The 17415-nt window shown below is 71.7% G+C and carries 16 protein-coding genes; 8 read left to right on the top strand and 8 right to left on the bottom strand.

Annotated elements, in window-relative coordinates:
• The first annotated feature begins 59 nt into the window (after positions 1-59).
• The 3 genes from ACAX67_RS04600 to ACAX67_RS04590 are packed head-to-tail and all read left to right on the top strand — an operon-like array spanning position 60 to position 3015.
• Positions 60-587 (top strand): sigma-70 family RNA polymerase sigma factor, encoded by a 528-nt coding sequence (locus ACAX67_RS04600; protein WP_370702633.1) that lies wholly within the window; start codon positions 60-62, stop codon positions 585-587.
• Entirely contained in the window at positions 584-2719 is a 2136-nt protein-coding gene (locus ACAX67_RS04595; protein ID WP_370702632.1) for a beta-propeller domain-containing protein, read from the top strand. The genes ACAX67_RS04600 and ACAX67_RS04595 overlap by 4 nt, the downstream gene beginning before the upstream one ends.
• A 29-nt stretch (positions 2720-2748) precedes the next feature.
• On the top strand, positions 2749-3015 hold the full coding sequence (locus tag ACAX67_RS04590; RefSeq protein WP_370702631.1) for a DUF2277 domain-containing protein: 267 nt from the start codon (positions 2749-2751) through the stop codon (positions 3013-3015).
• A 10-nt stretch (positions 3016-3025) separates the two neighbouring features.
• On the opposite strand, the gene ACAX67_RS04585 is transcribed toward ACAX67_RS04590, so the two are convergent.
• Together ACAX67_RS04585 and ACAX67_RS04580 are read right to left on the bottom strand one after the other, a co-directional pair.
• Entirely contained in the window at positions 3026-3676 is a 651-nt protein-coding gene (locus tag ACAX67_RS04585; protein WP_370702630.1) for a hypothetical protein, read from the bottom strand.
• Complete coding sequence (locus ACAX67_RS04580) at positions 3673-4185, bottom strand: SigE family RNA polymerase sigma factor (protein ID WP_370702629.1); 513 nt, start codon at positions 4183-4185, stop codon at positions 3673-3675. The genes ACAX67_RS04585 and ACAX67_RS04580 overlap by 4 nt, the downstream gene beginning before the upstream one ends.
• A gap of 73 nt (positions 4186-4258) precedes the next feature.
• Here ACAX67_RS04580 and ACAX67_RS04575 point away from each other — a divergent pair, with 73 nt between their 5' ends.
• Positions 4259-5116, top strand: a complete 858-nt coding sequence (locus tag ACAX67_RS04575; RefSeq protein ID WP_370702628.1) for a Sir2 family NAD-dependent protein deacetylase — start codon at positions 4259-4261, stop codon at positions 5114-5116.
• Here ACAX67_RS04575 and ACAX67_RS04570 read toward each other — a convergent pair.
• Positions 5103-5789 carry an iron-dependent transcriptional repressor DtxR gene (locus ACAX67_RS04570; protein WP_370702627.1) on the bottom strand — a complete coding sequence of 229 codons (687 nt, stop codon included), beginning with the start codon at positions 5787-5789 and terminating at the stop codon, positions 5103-5105. The two genes, ACAX67_RS04575 and ACAX67_RS04570, sit on opposite strands and share 14 nt — an antisense overlap.
• Positions 5790-5871: 82 nt before the next feature.
• Between ACAX67_RS04570 and ACAX67_RS04565 the strand changes: the two genes are divergently transcribed.
• Positions 5872-6594: a hotdog fold domain-containing protein gene (locus ACAX67_RS04565; RefSeq protein ID WP_370702626.1), complete on the top strand. Its 723-nt coding sequence runs from the start codon at positions 5872-5874 to the stop codon at positions 6592-6594.
• Positions 6591-8216, top strand: a complete 1626-nt coding sequence (locus ACAX67_RS04560; RefSeq protein ID WP_370702625.1) for a glycoside hydrolase family 13 protein — start codon at positions 6591-6593, stop codon at positions 8214-8216. Before ACAX67_RS04565 ends, ACAX67_RS04560 begins: the two co-directional genes overlap by 4 nt.
• A gap of 3 nt (positions 8217-8219) precedes the next feature.
• Here the strand turns inward: ACAX67_RS04560 and ACAX67_RS04555 are convergent, their stop codons facing one another.
• The 5 genes from ACAX67_RS04555 to ACAX67_RS04535 all read right to left on the bottom strand — a co-directional run bounded on the left by ACAX67_RS04555 (position 8220) and on the right by ACAX67_RS04535 (position 15410).
• Positions 8220-8678, bottom strand: coding sequence for a MarR family winged helix-turn-helix transcriptional regulator (locus ACAX67_RS04555; protein WP_370702624.1), 459 nt, complete (start codon positions 8676-8678; stop codon positions 8220-8222).
• On the bottom strand, positions 8675-10291 hold the full coding sequence (locus tag ACAX67_RS04550) for an MDR family MFS transporter (RefSeq protein WP_370702623.1): 1617 nt from the start codon (positions 10289-10291) through the stop codon (positions 8675-8677). Before ACAX67_RS04550 ends, ACAX67_RS04555 begins: the two co-directional genes overlap by 4 nt.
• A 729-nt stretch (positions 10292-11020) precedes the next feature.
• On the bottom strand, positions 11021-13066 hold the full coding sequence (locus tag ACAX67_RS04545) for an ABC transporter ATP-binding protein (RefSeq protein WP_370702622.1): 2046 nt from the start codon (positions 13064-13066) through the stop codon (positions 11021-11023).
• Positions 13063-14808: an ABC transporter ATP-binding protein gene (locus ACAX67_RS04540; RefSeq protein ID WP_370702621.1), complete on the bottom strand. Its 1746-nt coding sequence runs from the start codon at positions 14806-14808 to the stop codon at positions 13063-13065. The genes ACAX67_RS04545 and ACAX67_RS04540 overlap by 4 nt, the downstream gene beginning before the upstream one ends.
• The gene (locus ACAX67_RS04535) at positions 14808-15410 is read right to left on the bottom strand and encodes a TetR/AcrR family transcriptional regulator (RefSeq protein ID WP_370702620.1); all 603 of its coding nucleotides are present in this window, start codon (positions 15408-15410) and stop codon (positions 14808-14810) included. The genes ACAX67_RS04540 and ACAX67_RS04535 overlap by 1 nt, the downstream gene beginning before the upstream one ends.
• Before the next feature lie 105 nt (positions 15411-15515).
• Between ACAX67_RS04535 and ACAX67_RS04530 the strand changes: the two genes are divergently transcribed.
• The gene (locus ACAX67_RS04530; RefSeq protein WP_370702619.1) at positions 15516-16400 is read left to right on the top strand and encodes a GNAT family protein; all 885 of its coding nucleotides are present in this window, start codon (positions 15516-15518) and stop codon (positions 16398-16400) included.
• Between the two features lie 66 nt (positions 16401-16466).
• Complete coding sequence (locus ACAX67_RS04525; RefSeq protein WP_370702618.1) at positions 16467-17354, top strand: GNAT family N-acetyltransferase; 888 nt, start codon at positions 16467-16469, stop codon at positions 17352-17354.
• The last annotated feature ends 61 nt before the right edge of the window (positions 17355-17415 follow it).

Raw genomic sequence — 17415 nt, 5'->3', positions numbered from 1 at the left:
GGAACCTCCCTGGGTCGTCGTTCCGTCGTACGGTCAGCAGCCCAGCAGGAAGTGAGCTCGTGAACCGAGAGAGCGAGGCGGCGTACGCGGAGTACGTCGAGCAGGCGTGGCGCACGCTCGTGCGCGCAGCGGTGTTCCTCGGCGCCCTGCCCCACGAGGCCGAGGACCTCGCCCAGACCACGCTCGTGCGGTGCTACACCGGCTGGGACAAGGTCAGCAACGCCGACAACCGCGACGCCTACGTCTACCGCATGCTCCTCAACTGCCTGCGGGACACCCGGCGGAGCAGGTGGTGGAAGGACCGCGCCGCCACCGGCGCGCTCGAGGACGACGGCCGCTTCCTCGCCGCCGCCGACAGCACCGACTCCGTCGCCGTGGCCGATGCCGTCCACCGCGCCCTGTCGTGCCTGACCAAGCCCAACCGCGACGTCGTCGTGCTGCGCTACTTCGTGCAGCTGACCGAGCGGCAGACGGCCGATGTGCTCGGCATCCCCGCCGGCACGGTCAAGAGCCGGCTGTCGCGCTCGCTGGCCCAGCTGGCTGCGAACGACCACCTACTCGACCTGAGCGGAGGCGCTTCGCGATGACCGACCTCGAAGAGCTCTGGGACGACCTGCCCGTCGGCAAGGCCCCCACCCACGACATCCTGCGGGCGGGTCGCAAGGCCGCCGGCGCGGCGAGCGGCTCCGGTCGACGGCGGCGCTTCCTCGTGCGGCCGCTGCTCACCGCCGGCGTCGTCACCGGCGTCGTCGGTGCGTTCATCGCCGGGGCGCTGGTCAACGGCGGCAGCGGCGGGGGCGGCAGCGACGACTCGGCGGACAGTGCGCCGTTCGCCGAGTCCACCAACGTCGCGTTCCAGGCCGATCTCGAGCCCGCGGAGTCCTGCGACGAGCTGCTCGAGGCCTACGTCGACCGCGGTCTGGGGCGCGTCACGGCGTGGGGTTGGGAGGACCCCTACCGCGGCTACTACGGGCGCGACCTACTGGTCAGCGCCAAGTCGATGACCACCGAGCTGCACGGGAACCTGAACGGTCTGGCCGACGACGGCTACGTCCCGCAGGCGAGCGCTCCCTGGGCGGACACCGGGGCGCTGAGCTACAACGCACGGTCGACCGACGACGACGCGCCGCACACGGTGCGCCAGCAGGACAGCGACACCGGCACCAACGTCCAGGAGATCGGGGTCGACGAGCCCGACGTCGTCAAGACCGACGGCTCGCTCCTCGCCCGGGTCCGCGACGACGAGCTGGTCGTCTACGACGTGACCGGGCCGCACACCGAGCGGCTCTCGTCCCTGCGCCTCGACGGCATCGAGGGCACCGAGATCATGCTCACCGGCGACACGGTCGTCGCTGTGGGCACCGACGACGAGGCGCCCCGGACCTCCTCGACCTACGGCGAGAGCGCCAGGGTCGGCACCCGGGTCCTCACGGTGTCGCTCACCGACCCGCGCCGGCCGGAGGTCGTCGACGACGTGGCCTACGACGCGCGGTTGCTCTCCGCACGGCAGCACGGCGCCGACGTACGCCTGGTGCTGTCGAGCGGGCTGCCGGACCTCGGCTTCGCGCACCCGCACCGCGGCCTCAACCGCCGGGAGGCGCTCGACCGCAACCGGCAGAGGATCAAGCGGTCGACCATCGAGGACTGGCTGCCCACCATCGCGGCCGACGGCGGCGACCCGGACCAGCTGCTCGACTGCACCGACGTGGCGGTCCCGGACGACGAGCTCACCCTCGACACCGTCAGCATCGTCGGCTTCGACGCCGGCGACGCGACCTCCGTGGACGCGATCGGCCTGGCCGGGGCGACCGACATCGCCTACGAGTCGACCGACCACCTCTACCTCGCGGCCACGCCCGCGTGGGGCGACGGCATCGGCTGCTGGGAGGAGTGCCCCTACACCCGCAGCGTGCCGAGCGTGCGCGGCGGCAGCACCTACCTGTTCGACTTCGCGCTCGACGGCACCCGGGCGACGCACGTCGCCTCGGGCGAGGTCGAGGGCGCGATCGACGACCGATGGGCGATGGACGAGGCCGACGACGTGCTGCGCGTCGCGGTGACGCCGACGTCGGAGACCGGCGACTTCAACTCGGTGGTGACGCTCGAGCAGGACGGCCAGGACCTCGTCGAGGTCGGGCGCCTCGACGGGCTCGGCCGCCACGAGGACCTCACGTCGGTGCGCTGGTCCGACGGACTCGCGGTGCTGGTGACCTACCGCCAGGTCGACCCGCTGCTCGCCGTCGACCTCACCGACGTGAAGCGACCGCGCCTCATCGCGAAGCTGAAGATCCCCGGCTTCTCCTCCTACCTCCACCCGCTCGGGCCCAAGCGGCTCGTCGGCATCGGACAGGGACCCACCGGCCACGGCTGGGGCGCCCAAGCCGGCCTCTTCAACGTCGCGCACCTCGAGCGGGTGCACCGGATGGACGTGCTGCACTACGCCAACGGCACCGACCCGCTCGCCGGCACGGACCCCCGGTCGTTCACGTTCATCAACTCCGCCCGCACGTTCCTCACCGTGATCCAGGACTACCGCCGCACGCGCGTCGGCTACCTGTCGGTCGTGCACATCGAGGACGGCCGGCTGCACAACCGGATGGTGCAGGTGGAGTACGGCGACGACGTCGACCAGGTGCGCGCCGTGCCCCTGCCCGACGGGCGGGTCGTGCTGGTCACCGGCGAGGACGTGGAGTTCTTCGACCTGCACGACAGGTCGTAGCCGTCGGCGCGCCGTCGTACGCTCGGAGCATGTGCCGCAACATCCGGGTCCTCCACAACTTCGAGCCGCCGGCCACGACCGACGAGGTGACGGCCGCCGCGCTGCAGTACGTGCGCAAGGTCAGCGGTGCGACGAAGCCGTCGCAGGCCAACCAGGCGGCTTTCGACCGCGCGGTCGCCGAGATCGCGCACATCACCCAGCACCTGCTGGAGGACCTCGTCACGACCGCGCCGCCCAAGGACCGCGAGGTCGAGGCAGCGAAGGCGCGCGAGAAGGCGCGCCTCCGCTACGGCTGATCGCGGGGGCTCAGCCCACGCCCGCCTCGACGTCGTGGGTCACCGTGATGGCCTCGGCGAGCTCGACCAGCTGGTCGTCGGTGAGGTCGATGTCCTGCCAGACCTGGATGTCGACGAGGTTGGGCCCGTCGAAGTAGCGCAGGTTGCGGGTCTCCCCCGCGCTGCCCTCGATCACACCCGGCTCGCCGCCGACCGTGACGTCGGTGCCGCTGCCGAGCTTCTGCGCGGCGTCCTTGGACTGCAGCATCACGACCACCTTGTGGTCGAAGGCGAGGTAGTGGCTGTCGTCGCCGGGCTTCGCCAGCGTCAGCACGAAGCTGTCCGAGCCCTGCACGACGTAGCCCTGCGGCACCTTCGCGAGCTCGAAGCCCACTGGCTGCGCGCCGGCGTAGTCGACCAGCTGCAGGCCGGCCCCGTGGGAGCGGTCGGCGTGCCGCGGCGCGGCCGCGGGCGGTACGGCGTCGTCGTGACCGACGACCGCCACCACTCCGAACACGGCGCCGACACCGAGGGTGAGGCCGGCGCCCGCGACGGCGGCGCGGGTGCGGCGCCGCCGGCCGAGCGCGGCGTGTCCGCGGGAGAGGTCGGCGGCGACCTCGTGGTCGGCCGGGTCGGTCGCGGTGGTGTCGAGACGGGCGAGGCGGTCGATCAGGTCGTTCATCGGGATTCTCCTTCGAGGGTGGGTACGACGAGGGCGGCGCGCAGCTTCTCGAGGCCGCGCGAGGTCTGGCTCTTGACGGTGCCGGCCGTGCAGCCGAGCGCGTCGGCGGTGTCGTCGACCGAGAGGTCGTGCACGTGGCGGAGCACCACGGCCGCCCGCATCCGTGGCGGCAGGGTGGCGAGGGCGGCGAGGAGCGCCGGGTCGGTGCCGCCGGAGTCGTCGTCGTGGACCGCACGGTCGGGCATCGTGTCCGCGGTGTGCTCGCGGCGGGTGAACGCCCGGCGGTGGTGGTCGGTGGCGCAGTTGACCAGGGTGCGGCGGGCGTAGGCCACCGGGTTGCCCGAGCGGGCCCGCCGCCAGGCGAGGTAGACGCGCACCAGGGCGGTCTGGACGAGGTCCTCCGCCAGGTGCGGGTCCCCTCCGGCGAGCAGGCGGGCGGTCGCCACGAGCCCGCTGCGCTGGGCGCGCACGAAGTCGGCGAACTCGCGGTCCCGGTCCCGGCTGCTCACGTCACGACCCTCATGACTCTTCAACGGATCGGACCCGGTCGCGGGTTGCACGGGCCGCCGTACTCTTGCAGCCGTGACCTCCGCGCCCACCACCACCGCGACCACCGCGGCGCTGGCCCTCTGCGCGGAGCGCCCGCTGGTCGTGCTGACGGGAGCGGGACTGTCCACCGACTCGGGCATCCCCGACTATCGCGGCCCCGGGGCGCCGGCACGGATGCCGATGACCTACCAGGAGTTCGTGTCCGGTCCGCAGGCCCAGCAGCGCTACTGGGCCCGCTCGCACCTCGGCTGGTCACGGATGCGGCGCGCCGAGCCCAACGCCGGCCACGCGGCGGTCGCGACCCTCGGCGCCGACCTGGTCATCACCCAGAACGTCGACGGCCTCCACGAGGCCGTCGGCACCCCCGACCTGGTCGCGCTCCACGGCCGCATCGCCGACGTGGTCTGCCTCTCCTGCAGGAGTACGACGGCCCGCTCGGCCCTCCAGCAGCGGCTGGCCGAACTCAACCCGGGCTGGGTGGAGCGGCACGCGGCCGTCGCCGACCGCCCCGACGGCGACGTCGACCTCGACGACACGGCCGGCTTCGTGGTGCCGGCGTGCGCGTGCGGCGGAGCCCTCAAGCCAGACGTGGTGTTCTTCGGGGAGAACGTCCCCGCGGCGCGCGTCGAGCGCTGCTACGCCGCCGTCGACCGGCTCGCCGCCACCGACGGCGTGCTGCTCGTCGCCGGCTCGAGCCTCACCGTGATGAGCGGCCTGCGCTTCGTGAAGCGGGCAGCCAAGCTCGGCGTGCCCGTGGTCATCGTGAACCGCGGGTCCACCCGCGGCGACGACCTGGCGTCGTACAAGGTCGACGCCGGGACGTCGGACTGGCTGCCGGCGCTGGCCGGGCTGCGGACGAGGTCCGTCTCCCCCGCGCCTACAGGCGCTTGACGAAGATGTGGTCGGCGGCCTCGGGGAAGATCTCGGCCGTCTCCCCGCCGGACCCGACGAGCACGCCGTCGGCGGTGGCCTGGATGGTGATCGTCTTGTCGGGCAGAGCGCCGACGCGGCGCATGGCGCTCATCAGCGCCTCGTCCTTCTGCATCTCCTCGGAGATGCGGCGCACCAGGGCCCGGCCGGGCTCCTCGACGGCGGCCTTGGAGAGCGGCTCGACATCGGTCATGAACTCCTGGCCGTGGTGCTCCTCGCCGAGCTCGGCGAGCCCCGGGATCGGGTTGCCGTAGGGCGACTCGGTCGGGTGGTCGAGCAGCTCGAGCAGGCGGCGCTCGACGGTCTCGGAGATGACGTGCTCCCAGCGGCACGCCTCCTCGTGGACGAGCTCCCAGTCGAGGCCGATCACGTCGGTCAGCAGGCGCTCGGCCAGCCGGTGCTTGCGCATCACGCGGGTGGCGAGGCGCTCGCCGTCCTCGGTGAGCTCGAGGTGGCGGTCGCCCTCGACGGTGAGGAGCCCGTCGCGCTCCATGCGCGCGACCGTCTGCGACACGGTCGGCCCGCTCTGGTGCAGGCGCTCCGCGATCCGCGCGCGGAGCGGGACGATGCCCTCCTCCACGAGCTCGTAGATGGTGCGGAGGTACATCTCCGTGGTGTCGATCAGGTCACTCACCCCGCCATTCTCACCCATCGCGCCCGCTCGCGTCGCTCCGCCCACCGTGCGTGCCCCCGCGGCCGTTTGGCAGGCTCGGGGCATGCAGCCGAACGCCCAGCCGACGACAGAGCCTCTGATCGTGCCGCAGCGCTTCCACGGCCCGCCGCGGTCGGGCAACGGCGGCTGGACCGCCGGGGCCCTCGCCGAGCGACTCTCCGCCCGCGCCGACACCCCGGTGACCGTCGCCCTGCGGCTGCCGCCGCCGCTCGACCGACCACTGCCGATCGCCGAGGGGGAGGCCGGCATCGTCGCCACCGACGACGGCCGCACGGTCGCCGAGGCCCGCGTCGACAGCGCCACGCCGACGCCCGTCGAGGCCACCACCGTCGAGGTCGCCACCGACGCGCAGACCCGCTACGCGGGCTTCCGCGGCCATCCGTTCCCGACCTGCTTCGCCTGCGGCCCGGAGCGCGCCGAGGGCGACGGGCTGCACGTCTTCCCGGGCCGGCTCGCCGACGATCCGTTGCGGGTCGCGACCGTGTGGACGCCGTACGACGTCACCGTGCCCATCACCTGGGCCGCCCTGGACTGCACCAGCGGCTGGGCGGCGGGCGTCGAGGAGCGCCCGATGGTGCTCGGCACCATGACCGCGCAGGTCCTCCGGCTGCCGCTGAGCGGGCAACCGCACGTCAGCGTCGGCACCCTCCTCGGTGTCGAGGGCCGCAAGGCACGGACGGCCTCCTCCCTCTACACCGCCGACGGCGAGCTGCTCGCGACCGCCGAGCAGGTGTGGATCACCATCAACCCGGACGACTTCTCGTGACGGCCGACCTCGCCGGGCCGCACTGGTGGCGGGAGGCGGTCGTCTACCAGGTCTACGTGCGCAGCTTCGCCGACAGCGACGGCGACGGCGTCGGCGACCTGCCGGGCATCACCTCCCGGCTGCCCTACCTGCGCGAGCTGGGCGTCGACGCCCTCTGGATCACGCCGTTCTACACCTCGCCGCAGCACGACCACGGGTACGACGTCGCCGACTACCGCGATGTCGACCCGCTCTTCGGCACGCTCGCCGACGCCGACGCGCTGCTCGCCCGCGCGCACGAGCTCGGGCTGCGGGTGATCGTCGACCTGGTGCCCAACCACACCTCCGACGAGCACGTGTGGTTCCGCGCGGCGCTGGCCTCCCCGCCGGGTTCGCCCGAGCGGGCGCGCTACCTGTTCCGCGACGGCCGCGGCCCCGGCGGCGACGAGCCGCCGAACAACTGGCACTCCGTCTTCGGCGGCCCCGCCTGGACGCGCGTCCCCGACGGCCAGTGGTACCTCCACCTTTTCGACACCACCCAGCCCGACCTCGACTGGCGCAACCCCGAGGTGGGCGACATGTTCGAGGGCGTGCTGCGGTTCTGGCTCGACCGGGGCGCCGACGGGTTCCGGATCGACGTCGCCCACGGCCTCTACAAGGAGGCGAGCCTGCGCGACCAGGAGCGCTCGACGGACGCCCCTCCCCCGCCGCCCAACGTCATCCCGGCCGACGACCCGGACGGGCCGCCCCGGTCGATGGTCGAGCGCGTCGTGCGGGACGAGCCGATGTGGGAGCAGCCGGAGACCCACGAGGTCTACCGGCGCTGGCGGCGCGTGCTCGACGAGTACGCCGACGAGCGCGGAGACCGGATGGCCGTCGCCGAGGCCTGGACGCAGACGCCGGCGTCGATGGCCGAGTTCGTCCGCGCCGACGAGCTGCACCAGGCGTTCAACTTCGCGTGGCTCACGACACCGTGGTCAGCGCGCGGCTTCGCCGAGGTGGTCAACAGCTCCATCGCCGCGCTCGCGAGCGCGCACGCGTCGCCACCGACCTGGGTGCTGAGCAACCACGACGTCGTACGGCACCCGACGAGGTACGGCGGCGGACCCATCGGGCTCGCCCGGGCCCGCGCCGCGACGCTCGTGATGCTCGCGCTGCCGGGATCGGCCTACCTCTACCAGGGCGAGGAGCTGGGCCTGGAGCAGGTCGACGTGCCGCCGGAGGCGCGCCAGGACCCGTCGTGGTTCCGCACCGGCGAGCCGGGACGGGACGGCTGCCGGGTGCCGCTCCCGTGGTCGGGCGAGGCGCCGCCGTACGGCTTCGGGCCGCAGGCCGGACAACCCTGGATCCCGCAGCCGGTCGACTGGGCCGGCCTCACGGTCGAGGCGCAGGAGACCGACGACGGCTCGACCCTGGCGTTCTACCGGCGCGCGCTCGCCGCCCGGCGCGCGGCGGTGCTGGGCGCCGACGAGACGTGCGTCGCGAAGGCCGACGGCGACCTCCTGGTCGTACGCCGGGCAGACCTCACCGTGCTGCTCAACGCCGGCCGGCAGCCGGTGGCCCTGCCCGCCGGCGAGGTGGTCATCAGCAGTGCGCCGGTCGACGACGTGCTGCCGCCCGACACCGCCGTGTGGCTGCGTTAGCCGTCAGTCGTCGGCCAGAGCCGCGTTGTAGCGGCTGAGCAGGATGCCGAGCTGGTCGAGGTCGCCGGCGCTCCAGTCGCCCAGGCGCTCCGCGAGCAGCCGACGGCGGTGGTCGGCGACATCGGCGAGTCGGCGTACCCCCTCCTCGCTCACCGAGATCAACGTGGCGCGGCCGTCGGCCGGGTCGGGGGTGCGGTCGACCAGGTGCAGGTCGAGCAGGTGCTGCACCTGCCGGCTGACCGCACCCTTGTCCATGTCGAAGACCGTGCAGAGCGCGGACGCCCGCAGCGGACCGTGCTGGGCGAGGTAGCCGAGCATCAGGTAGGAAACGCCCTGCAGGTCGGGGTGCACCGCGCGGGCGCGGACCCCGATGATGCGGCGCACGCGGCGCACCAGGATCCCGACCTCCTGCTCGAGCTGGCGCAGGGTGTCGGTGCGCTCGCCGTCGACGGTGGCGTTCATCGGGCCTTCGCCTCCTCGACCTCGAGCTCTCCGGTCGCCTCCGGGGCGGCCGCCTCGGCCGGGCCGGTGTTGGTGCGCAACGGCGTCTCCTTGATGAAGAGCACGCAGACGAAGGCGGCGACGACGAACGGGACGGCGATCATGAACAGGTGTCCGGTCGCGTCGCCCATCGCGGCCTCGTAGACCGACCGCACCGGGCCGGGCAGGGCGTCGAGGTCGGGGATGTCGCCCGTGGAGTGCTTCAGCTCCGAGATCTGTCCCGGGGTGAGCCTGCCGCCGGCGATCAGCTGGGCGATGCCGCCCTTCACGCTGCCGCTCACCTGGTGGGCGAGCACCGCGCCGAGCGCGCTGACGCCGATCGAGCCGCCCATCGAGCGGAAGAACGCCACGACCGAGCTGGCCGCGCCGAGGTCGCGCGGGTCGGCGGTGTTCTGGACGGCCAGCACGAGGTTCTGCATGGTCGCGCCCAGGCCGAGGCCGACGAGGAGCATGAAGCCCCCCACGACGGGCAGCGGCGTCTCGGCGTCGATGGTGGAGAGCAGCGTCATCCCGACGATCACCAAGAGCATCCCCCCGACCAGGAACCTCTTCCAGTAGCCGGTGTTGGTGATGATGCGACCGGTCAACGTGCTCGACACCAGGAGGCCGCCGACCATGGCGATCGACATCAGGCCGGCCTCGGTCGGGCTCATGCCGCGGGCGAGCTGGAAGTACTGGCTCAGGTAGACCGTCGCGCCGAACATGGCGACACCGACCATCACCGACGCGAGCGTGGCGAGGGCGATCGTGCGGTCCTTGAACAGGTGGAGCGGGATGACCGGCTCCTTGGCGACCCGCGCCTCGACGTACAGCGCGGCGGCGATGAGCAGCACACCGCCACCGACCATGAGGGCGGAGATGCCCGAGATCCAGTCGAAGTCGGTGCCGGCCAGGGACACCCAGACGAGGATGAGGCTGACGCCGGCCATGATGAGGGTCGCGCCGACGTAGTCGATGGAGACCTCGCGCTTGATCGTGGGCAGGTGCAGTGTCTTCTGGAGCACGACGAAGGCGAGCGCCGCGATCGGCAACCCGACGAAGAAGCATCCGCGCCAGCCGAGCGGGCTGTCGACGATCAGGCCGCCGAGCAGCGGGCCGCTCACCGTGGCGGTCGCGAAGACCGCACCGATGTAGCCGCTGTAGCGACCGCGTTCGCGCGGGGAGACCATCGAGGCGATGACGACCTGGACCAGTGCGGTCAGGCCGCCCACGCCGAGGCCCTGCACCGCGCGGGCACCGATGAGCACGCCCATGCTGGGGGCGAACGCCGCGATCAACGAGCCGGCGGAGTAGATGACGAGCGCGCTCTGCACGAGCAGCTTCTTGCTCATCAGGTCGGCGAGCTTGCCCCAGATCGGGGTGGTCGCCGTCATGGTCAGGAGGGTCGCGACGACGACCCAGGTATAGCCGGTCTGGTTGCCGTGGAGGTCGTTGACGATGGCGGGCAGGGCGTTGCTCACGACCGTGCTCGACAACATCGCGACGAACATCGCGAGGAGGAGCCCGGTCAGGGCCTCCATCACCTCGCGGTGGGACATCTGGCCGGTCTGCTCAGCGGTGGCTGACTGCGACATCGGTGGGGCGCCTCGATCTTCACTCGTCGTACGTTTGGTTGATGTCGTCAACCTTATTCGGCGATGGTTGCAGATGTCAACTTGTCGGGGCGGGTGGGGTGCTGGTGGCGGCCAGGTGTAACTCAGTGTCCGATGCGCTCCCACGGCGTTCGATCCACTCCCTCGGCGTTAGGACCGGTCACAGCACCGAGGGAGCGAGCGGTACGCCGCGGGAGCGGATCGAACACTGAGTTACTGCCCGCCCGGGCCCGGCTCGGGCGGGGCGCGCCACAGCGGGCGGCGCCTCGCGGCGGCCGGCTGTAACTCAGTGTCCGGTGCGCTCCCACGGCGTTCGATCCGCTCCCTCGGCGCCAGGACCGGTCACAGCACCGAGGAAGCGGACGGTACGCCGCGGGAGCGGACCTAACTCTGAGTTACATCCAGCGCGCGCGCAGCGCCCCGACCTTCGACCTCGCGACCTCGGTCGAGGGGGCGTGAAAAAAGGAGCGACCCGCAGGCGTGGTCCGGAAGGACCGCCCGGGGGACGTGCCCGGTTCGCCTGCGGGTCGGGTGGCTGCGTTGGATTGGCCGGCAGCCCGGCCTCAGAGAACGGGGTGATCCCACCCCGGTTCGCTGGGGTTGCCTAACCGGCAACCACCTCACGCGTCCTATAGGAACTCATTCCTCGGATCACCTCCTTTCTCGTGTACGGAAAAGGTAGGTCGCCCGCGGCCGAAAGCAAAGTGGTTTTCACACCGCCGCCGCAGCGAACTGCGCAGCGTGCAGCCGGGCGAACGGACCACCCCGCTCGAGCAGCTCGGCGTGCGAGCCCTGCTCGACGATCCGGCCGTGCTCCATCACCAGGATCAGGTCCGCGTCGCGGATCGTGGAGAGCCGGTGCGCGATGACGAACGACGTGCGGTCGGTCCGCAGCGCGGCCATCGCGTGCTGCAGCAGCAGCTCGGTGCGGGTGTCGACCGAGGAGGTCGCCTCGTCGAGGATCAGCAGCGCCGGTCGCGCGAGGAAGGCCCGCGCGATCGTGATGAGCTGCCGCTCCCCCGCCGAGAGGTTGGACCCCTCGTCGTCGACGCGGGTCTCGTAGCCCTCCGGCAACGAGTGGACGAACCGGTCGACGTACGTCGCCCGGGCCGCCTCCTTGATCTCCTCGTCGGTCGCGTCCGGCCGCCCGTAGGCGATGTTGTCGCGGATCGTGCCCTCGAACAGCCAGGTGTCCTGCAGCACCATCCCGATCCTCGCGCGGAGGTCGGCCCGGGGCATCTCGGTGATGTCGACGCCGTCGAGGGTGATCCGACCGCCGCCGAGCTCGTAGAACCGCATGATGAGGTTGACCAGCGTGGTCTTCCCCGCACCCGTCGGTCCGACGATCGCGACCGTCTCCCCCGGCCGCGCGACCAGCGAGAGGTCCTCGATCAGCGGCTCCTCGGGGTCGTAGGAGAAGGACACGTGCTCGAACGCGACCTCGCCGCGCGTCTGCGCGGCCTCGGTCTCGTGACGGTCGCCAGGGCGACCTCCTCGACCAGCGGCGAGCACCGACCCGACCTCCTCCTCGGCATCGAGCAGCTCGAAGACCCGCTCGGCCGAGGCCACGCCCGACTGGAGCAGGTTGGCCATCGACGCGATCTGGGTGATCGGCTGGGTGTACATCCGGGAGTACTGGATGAAGGCCTGCACCTCGCCGAGCGACAGCGATCCGTTGGCCACGCGCAGGCCACCGACGACCGCGATGACGACGTAGTTGAGGTTGCCGATCAGCATCATCACCGGCATCACCAGGCCGCTCACGAACTGCGCGCGGTAGGAGGACTGGTAGAGGCCCTCGTTCGCCTCGGAGAACTCCGCCTCCACCGCCCGGCGGCGGCCGAAGACCGTCACCAGGGCGTGCCCGGAGATGGCCTCCTCGATCTGCCCGTTGAGGCGACCCGTCTGGCGCCACTGGTTGATGAACTGGGACTGCGAGCGCTTCATGATCTGCGCGGTCGCGACCATCGCCAGGGGCACCGAAACCAGGGCGATCGCCGCGAGCAGCGGCGAGACCCAGAACATCATCCCGAGCACGCCGACCACCATGAGGAGCGACGTGAGCAGCTGGCTCATCGTCTGCTGGAGGTTCTGCGCAATGTTGTCGATGTCGTTGGTGACCCGGCTGAGGAGCTCGCCGCGCGGCTGTTGGTCGAAGTACGACAGCGGCAGGCGGTGGATCTTGTCCTCCACGTCCGAGCGCATCCGCTGCACGGTGCCCTGCACGACGTCGTTGACGAGCCAGCCCTGCAGCCAGCCGAGGAACTGCCCGAGCACGTAGATCGCGAGCACGATGAGCAGCACGTGGCCCACGGCGCCGAAGTCGACGCCCTGACCGGGTGTCAGGTCCAGGCCACGTAGGAAGTCCGCCTTCTGGTGGTCGCCGCTCGCCTCGGCCGCGGCCACCGCCTGCGCCTTGGTCATGCCGGCCGGCAACCGGTCGCTCACGAACCCGTTGAACACCAGGTCGGTGGCCTTGCCGAGGAGGTAGGGCCCGACGACGACGGACGCGACGCTCCCCGCGGCGAGGAGGAGTACGGCGACCGCCTGGACCCGCGCGGGACGCAGCAGCCCGAGCAGCCTCAGCCCGGAGGCGCGGAAGTCGTGCGCCTTCTGGCCGACCATGCCGCCGCCCATCGGCCCGCGACCGAAGCCCGGACCCTGCACGACGCGCTCGGTCTGCTTCATGGTGGCCGGCTTGCGGGTCTCGTGACGGTCGCCGGAGCGACCTCCTCGACCAGCGTTCGCCTCACTCATGCCGCTGCTCCTTCGATGATGCCCTGGCTGGCCGCGATCTCCTGGTAGGTCGGGTTGCCGGCCACGAGCTCGTCGTGGGTGCCCCGCCCGACCACGCGCCCGTCCTCGAGCACGATGATCTCGTCGGCGTCGCGGATGGTGGCGATGCGCTGGGCGACGATGACGACCGCGGCCTCGCCCGTCGCGATCAGCTCGGCCTGCAGCGCCGTGCGCAGCCGCGCGTCCGTCGCCACGTCGAGTGCGGAGAACGCATCGTCGAAGAGGTAGATCTCCGGTCGTCGTACCAACGCCCGGGCGATGGCCAGGCGCTGGCGCTGCCCGCCCGACACGTTGGTGCCGCCCTGGGTGATCGGCGCGTCGAGCTGCTCGGGCATCTCACGGACGAAATCCGCTCCCTGGGCGATCTCGAGCGCGCGCCACAGGTCCTCGTCGGTCGCGTCGGGATCGCCGTAGCGCAGGTTGGAGGCGACGGTGCCGCTGAAGAGGAAGCCGCGCTGGGGCACCAGCCCGATGCGCGACCACAGCAGCTCGGGCTCGAGGTCGCGCACGTCGACCCCGTCGACGAGCACCCGGCCCGCCGTGGCGTCCAGGAGCCGCGGCACCAGGTTGACCAGCGTGGTCTTCCCGGCGCCGGTCGACCCGATCACAGCGACCGTCCGCCCGGCGCGCACGGACAGCGAGATCCCGTCGAGCACGGGCGACTCGGCGCCGGGGTAGGTGAAGCCGACGTCCTCGAGGTCGAGGTGGCCGGCCAGCTCGACGTCGGTGACCGGCGCCGCGGGCGGCACGATCGAGGAGCGGGTGTCGAGCACCTCGGCGATGCGGTCGGCGCTCACGGACGCGCGCGGCACCATCATCAGCATGAACGTGCCCATCATCACCGACATCAGGATCTGCATCAGGTAGGACAGGAACGCGGTGAGCGCACCGACCTCCATCTGCCCGTTGTCGACGCGGTGCCCGCCGAACCAGATCACGCCGACGCTCGCGATGTTGGACACCGCCATCACGAGCGGGAAGAGGGTCGCCATCCAGCGACCGGCCCGCACCGACATCGCGGTGAGGTCGTCGTTGGACCGCGCGAACCGCGCGGTCTCCTGCGGTTCGCGCACGAACGCGCGCACCACCCGGATGCCGGTGATCTGCTCGCGCAGCACCCGGTTGACGTCGTCGAGCCGCACCTGGACCTGCCGGAACGCCGGGATCATCTGCGAGACCACGATGCCGATGCAGACGAAGAGCACCGGCACCACGGCCACGACCAGCCAGGAGAGCCCGAAGTCCTCCCGCATCGCCATCACGACGCCGCCGACCATCATGATCGGGATCGTGACGGCCATCAGGCAGGTCATCATCGCGAGCATCTGGACCTGCTGGACGTCGTTGGTGGCGCGGGTGATGAGCGAGGGGGCGCCGTACGTCGACACCTCGCGGCTGGAGAAGCTCCCGACCCGTCCGAAGACCGCTGCCCGCAGGTCGCGACCCAGCGCCATCGCGGCCTGGCTGCCGAACCAGGCGGAGGTCATCGAGCAGGCGGCCTGCACCAGCGCCACGGCGAGCATGACGCCGCCGATCTTCACGATGTAGTGGGTGTCACCGGTCGCGACGCCCTTGTCGATGATGTCGGCGTTGAGGTGGGGCAGGTAGAGCATCGCGGCGGTCGAGGTGAACTGGAGCACGACGAGCGCGCCCAGCCACCCGCGGTACGGCGACAGGTACTCCCGCAGGAGGCGCAGCAGCATCAGGATTCCTTCCGCGTCACCGCGCCGTAGAGCACGGTGTCGACGATCTGCTCGGCGGTGAGGGTGTCGCCGCCGGTGAACTTGGGGTGGGTGCCGGAGAAGGTGAGGAGCCGCAGCAGGCGTACGACGTCGGCGACCGGCATCCGCAGGTCGGCCCGGTCGGGGGCAAAGAGGTCCTCCATCGCGTGCTGGGTCTCCTCGATGAGCCGGGCCCGCTCGGCGTCATCGGGCGGCGGCTCGGGAGGCCCCGGCATGCCGAGCTTGCGCATCAGCACGAAGACACCTGCGAACCGCTTCTGCATGAGCCGGGTCAGCGCGACCGCCCGGTCGCGCAGCGGCTGGTCGAGCGGGATCCGGCGCAGGTCGGCGAGCATCCGGCCCGGCTCGAAGGCCTTGAGGACGGCGGCGTCGACGAGCTCGTCCTTGGAGGAGAAGACCCGGAAGATCGTGCCCTCCGCGACACCGGCCGCCTCGGCGATCAGCCGGGTGGTGACGGCGCGGCCGTGCTCGTGCAGCAGCGGCACCGTCGCCACGATGAGGGCGTCGCGCCGCTCCTCGGGCGACAGGGGCGCCGCCCGCCCCCTTCGCTGCTGGTCCTGCATCCGACCAGCGTAAGTGAGTGAGCGCTCACTCACAAACGATTTCGCCGCGCCGCCCTCCTGACGCGAAGCAGAGACGTGCGCGCCGGGTTGAGGCACGATGCGCACGTGCAGATCACGACGCCCGACCCTGCGACGTACTCCGCCCTTCTCGACCTCGAGGTCACGCGCCTGCCGCGCACCGAGCGGGCAGCGTCGGCCTGGCTCTTCGAGGCGTCGCAGATGTGGGAGTACCGCCACTTCCGCACCGTGCTCGTCGGTGACGAGCTCGCGGCCTGGGGCTTCACCGCTCGGCCGATCTTCTTCCCGCCCGACTGGGCGATCCTCCACCTGATCGTCGCGGCCGCGCACGAGGGCCGGGGTGTCGGCACCGCGCTCCGCGCGGAGCTGACCGCCACCCTCCCCGACGCCGCGCGCGTGCTGGCCTCCCGGGTCGACGACCTCGAGGAGAGGTCGCTGGCGGTGGCCAAGCACTGGGGCTACCGCGTCGAGCAGCACGGCATCGTCTCCGAGCTGCCGCTCGTGGATCTTCCCGAGCCCGACCTACCGCCGGACGTCACGATCGAGGACGTCGCACCGCTGGACTTCGCCGACGAGGACGCGGTCGACGCCATGCTCGTCGACAGCCAGACCAACCCGGAGGCCGTGCAGGACGGCATCGTCTCGCGGCTGGCCGACGTGCGCACGGAGCTCTCCGAGGTCGGCCGGCCGTTCGCCGTCCTCGCCCGGGTCGCCGGGGCACCCGCGGCCATCATCACCGGCGAGATCAAGGACGGGATCCTCCTCATCCACTACACCGGCGTGGGCCGGGCCCACCGCGGGCGAGGCCTGGCCCTCCTGCTCAAGCAGGACGCCCACCTGCGCGCCGCCGCGGCCGGTGCGACCCGGAGCTACACGACCAACGAGGCTGCCAACGCCGGCATCCGCCACGTCAACGCCAAGCTCGGCTACCAGATCGTCACGGGCGACTACCGGATCCGGCGCGAGCGCTGAGCGCCGGCGCTCCCGCGAGCGGTTAACCGGTTGAACAGCGACCACAGAGCGCCCGACGATCAAGCCATGAGAGTCGAGATCCGGGAGCCCGACCTGTCGTCGTACGAGCCGTTGGTGCGGTTGCGGATGGACCGCCTCCCGCGCTTGGTGCGCAAGCAGGCGGAGTGGCCGTTCGTCCACCGCGACGCGATGGAGGTCTGCACGTTCCACGCGGCGTACGACGGCGACACGCTGCTCGGCTGGGCCAACATCGCACGGTGGTCGTGGTTCCCTCCGGGCATCGCGTTGATCAACCTCACCGTCGCGGCGGCCCACGAGGGCACCGGGGTCGGAGGCGCGCTCTACAGGACGTTGCTGGAGACCCTCCCCGACGGGATCGAGACCCTCGGCACGGCCGTCGACGACGCCGAGACCACCTCGCTCGAGATCGCTCGTGGGTGGGGGTTCCGGGTGAACCAGCACGGGATCGAGTCCGAGCTCGAGCTGACCGACCTCCCGGAGCCCGTGGTGCCCGACGGCGTGACGCTGGAGGACGTCTCCTCACTGGAGTTCGCCGACGAGGAGGCGGTCGAGGCGATGCTGCGCGACAGCCAGACCAATCCCGAGGCCGCCGAGGGCTTCGTCAGCGGCCTGGAGGACTACCGCAGGATCGCGGCCAAGGTCGACGTCGAGATCGCCGCGCTCGCCCGGGTCGACGGCGCTCCCGCGGCGATCATCGTCGGCGAGGTCGAGGACGGCATCCTCGGCATCGCCTACACCGGCGTGGGCCGCGCCTTCCGAGGGCGCGGCATCGCCGTCGCCCTCAAGCAGTACGCGCACCGGCTCGCCGCCGACGCCGGGGCGACCGTCTGCCACACCATGAACGAGGAGGCCAACGCCGGCATCCGCCGCGTCAACGCCGAGCTCGGCTACCGGGTGACCGGCGGCATGTACCGCCTGCGCCGCCCCCGCTGACGCGCGATAGTCCCCCACGGAGGGCACCTGAATTCACTCATCTCGGGTGCCCTTCGTGGGG

Origin of the sequence: Nocardioides candidus (assembly GCF_041321175.1) — a bacterium.
Classification (GTDB): domain Bacteria; phylum Actinomycetota; class Actinomycetes; order Propionibacteriales; family Nocardioidaceae; genus Nocardioides.
The sequence above is the reverse complement of the archived record's forward strand: the minus strand, read 5'-3'. Positions and strand labels throughout refer to the sequence as shown.

Bases quoted from the DNA above. Each gene is read 5' to 3' on its own strand.
- ACAX67_RS04595 (WP_370702632.1), top strand. From the start codon at position 584: ATGACCGACCTCGAAGAGCTCTGGGACGACCTGCCCGTCGGCAAGGCC.
- ACAX67_RS04590 (WP_370702631.1), top strand. From the start codon at position 2,749: ATGTGCCGCAACATCCGGGTCCTCCACAACTTCGAGCCGCCGGCCACG.
- ACAX67_RS04585 (WP_370702630.1), bottom strand. From the start codon at position 3,676: ATGAACGACCTGATCGACCGCCTCGCCCGTCTCGACACCACCGCGACC.
- ACAX67_RS04565 (WP_370702626.1), top strand. From the start codon at position 5,872: ATGCAGCCGAACGCCCAGCCGACGACAGAGCCTCTGATCGTGCCGCAG.
- ACAX67_RS04555 (WP_370702624.1), bottom strand. From the start codon at position 8,678: ATGAACGCCACCGTCGACGGCGAGCGCACCGACACCCTGCGCCAGCTC.
- ACAX67_RS04550 (WP_370702623.1), bottom strand. From the start codon at position 10,291: ATGTCGCAGTCAGCCACCGCTGAGCAGACCGGCCAGATGTCCCACCGC.
- ACAX67_RS04545 (WP_370702622.1), bottom strand. From the start codon at position 13,066: ATGAGTGAGGCGAACGCTGGTCGAGGAGGTCGCTCCGGCGACCGTCAC.
- ACAX67_RS04540 (WP_370702621.1), bottom strand. From the start codon at position 14,808: ATGCTGCTGCGCCTCCTGCGGGAGTACCTGTCGCCGTACCGCGGGTGG.
- ACAX67_RS04535 (WP_370702620.1), bottom strand. From the start codon at position 15,410: ATGCAGGACCAGCAGCGAAGGGGGCGGGCGGCGCCCCTGTCGCCCGAG.
- ACAX67_RS04525 (WP_370702618.1), top strand. From the start codon at position 16,467: ATGAGAGTCGAGATCCGGGAGCCCGACCTGTCGTCGTACGAGCCGTTG.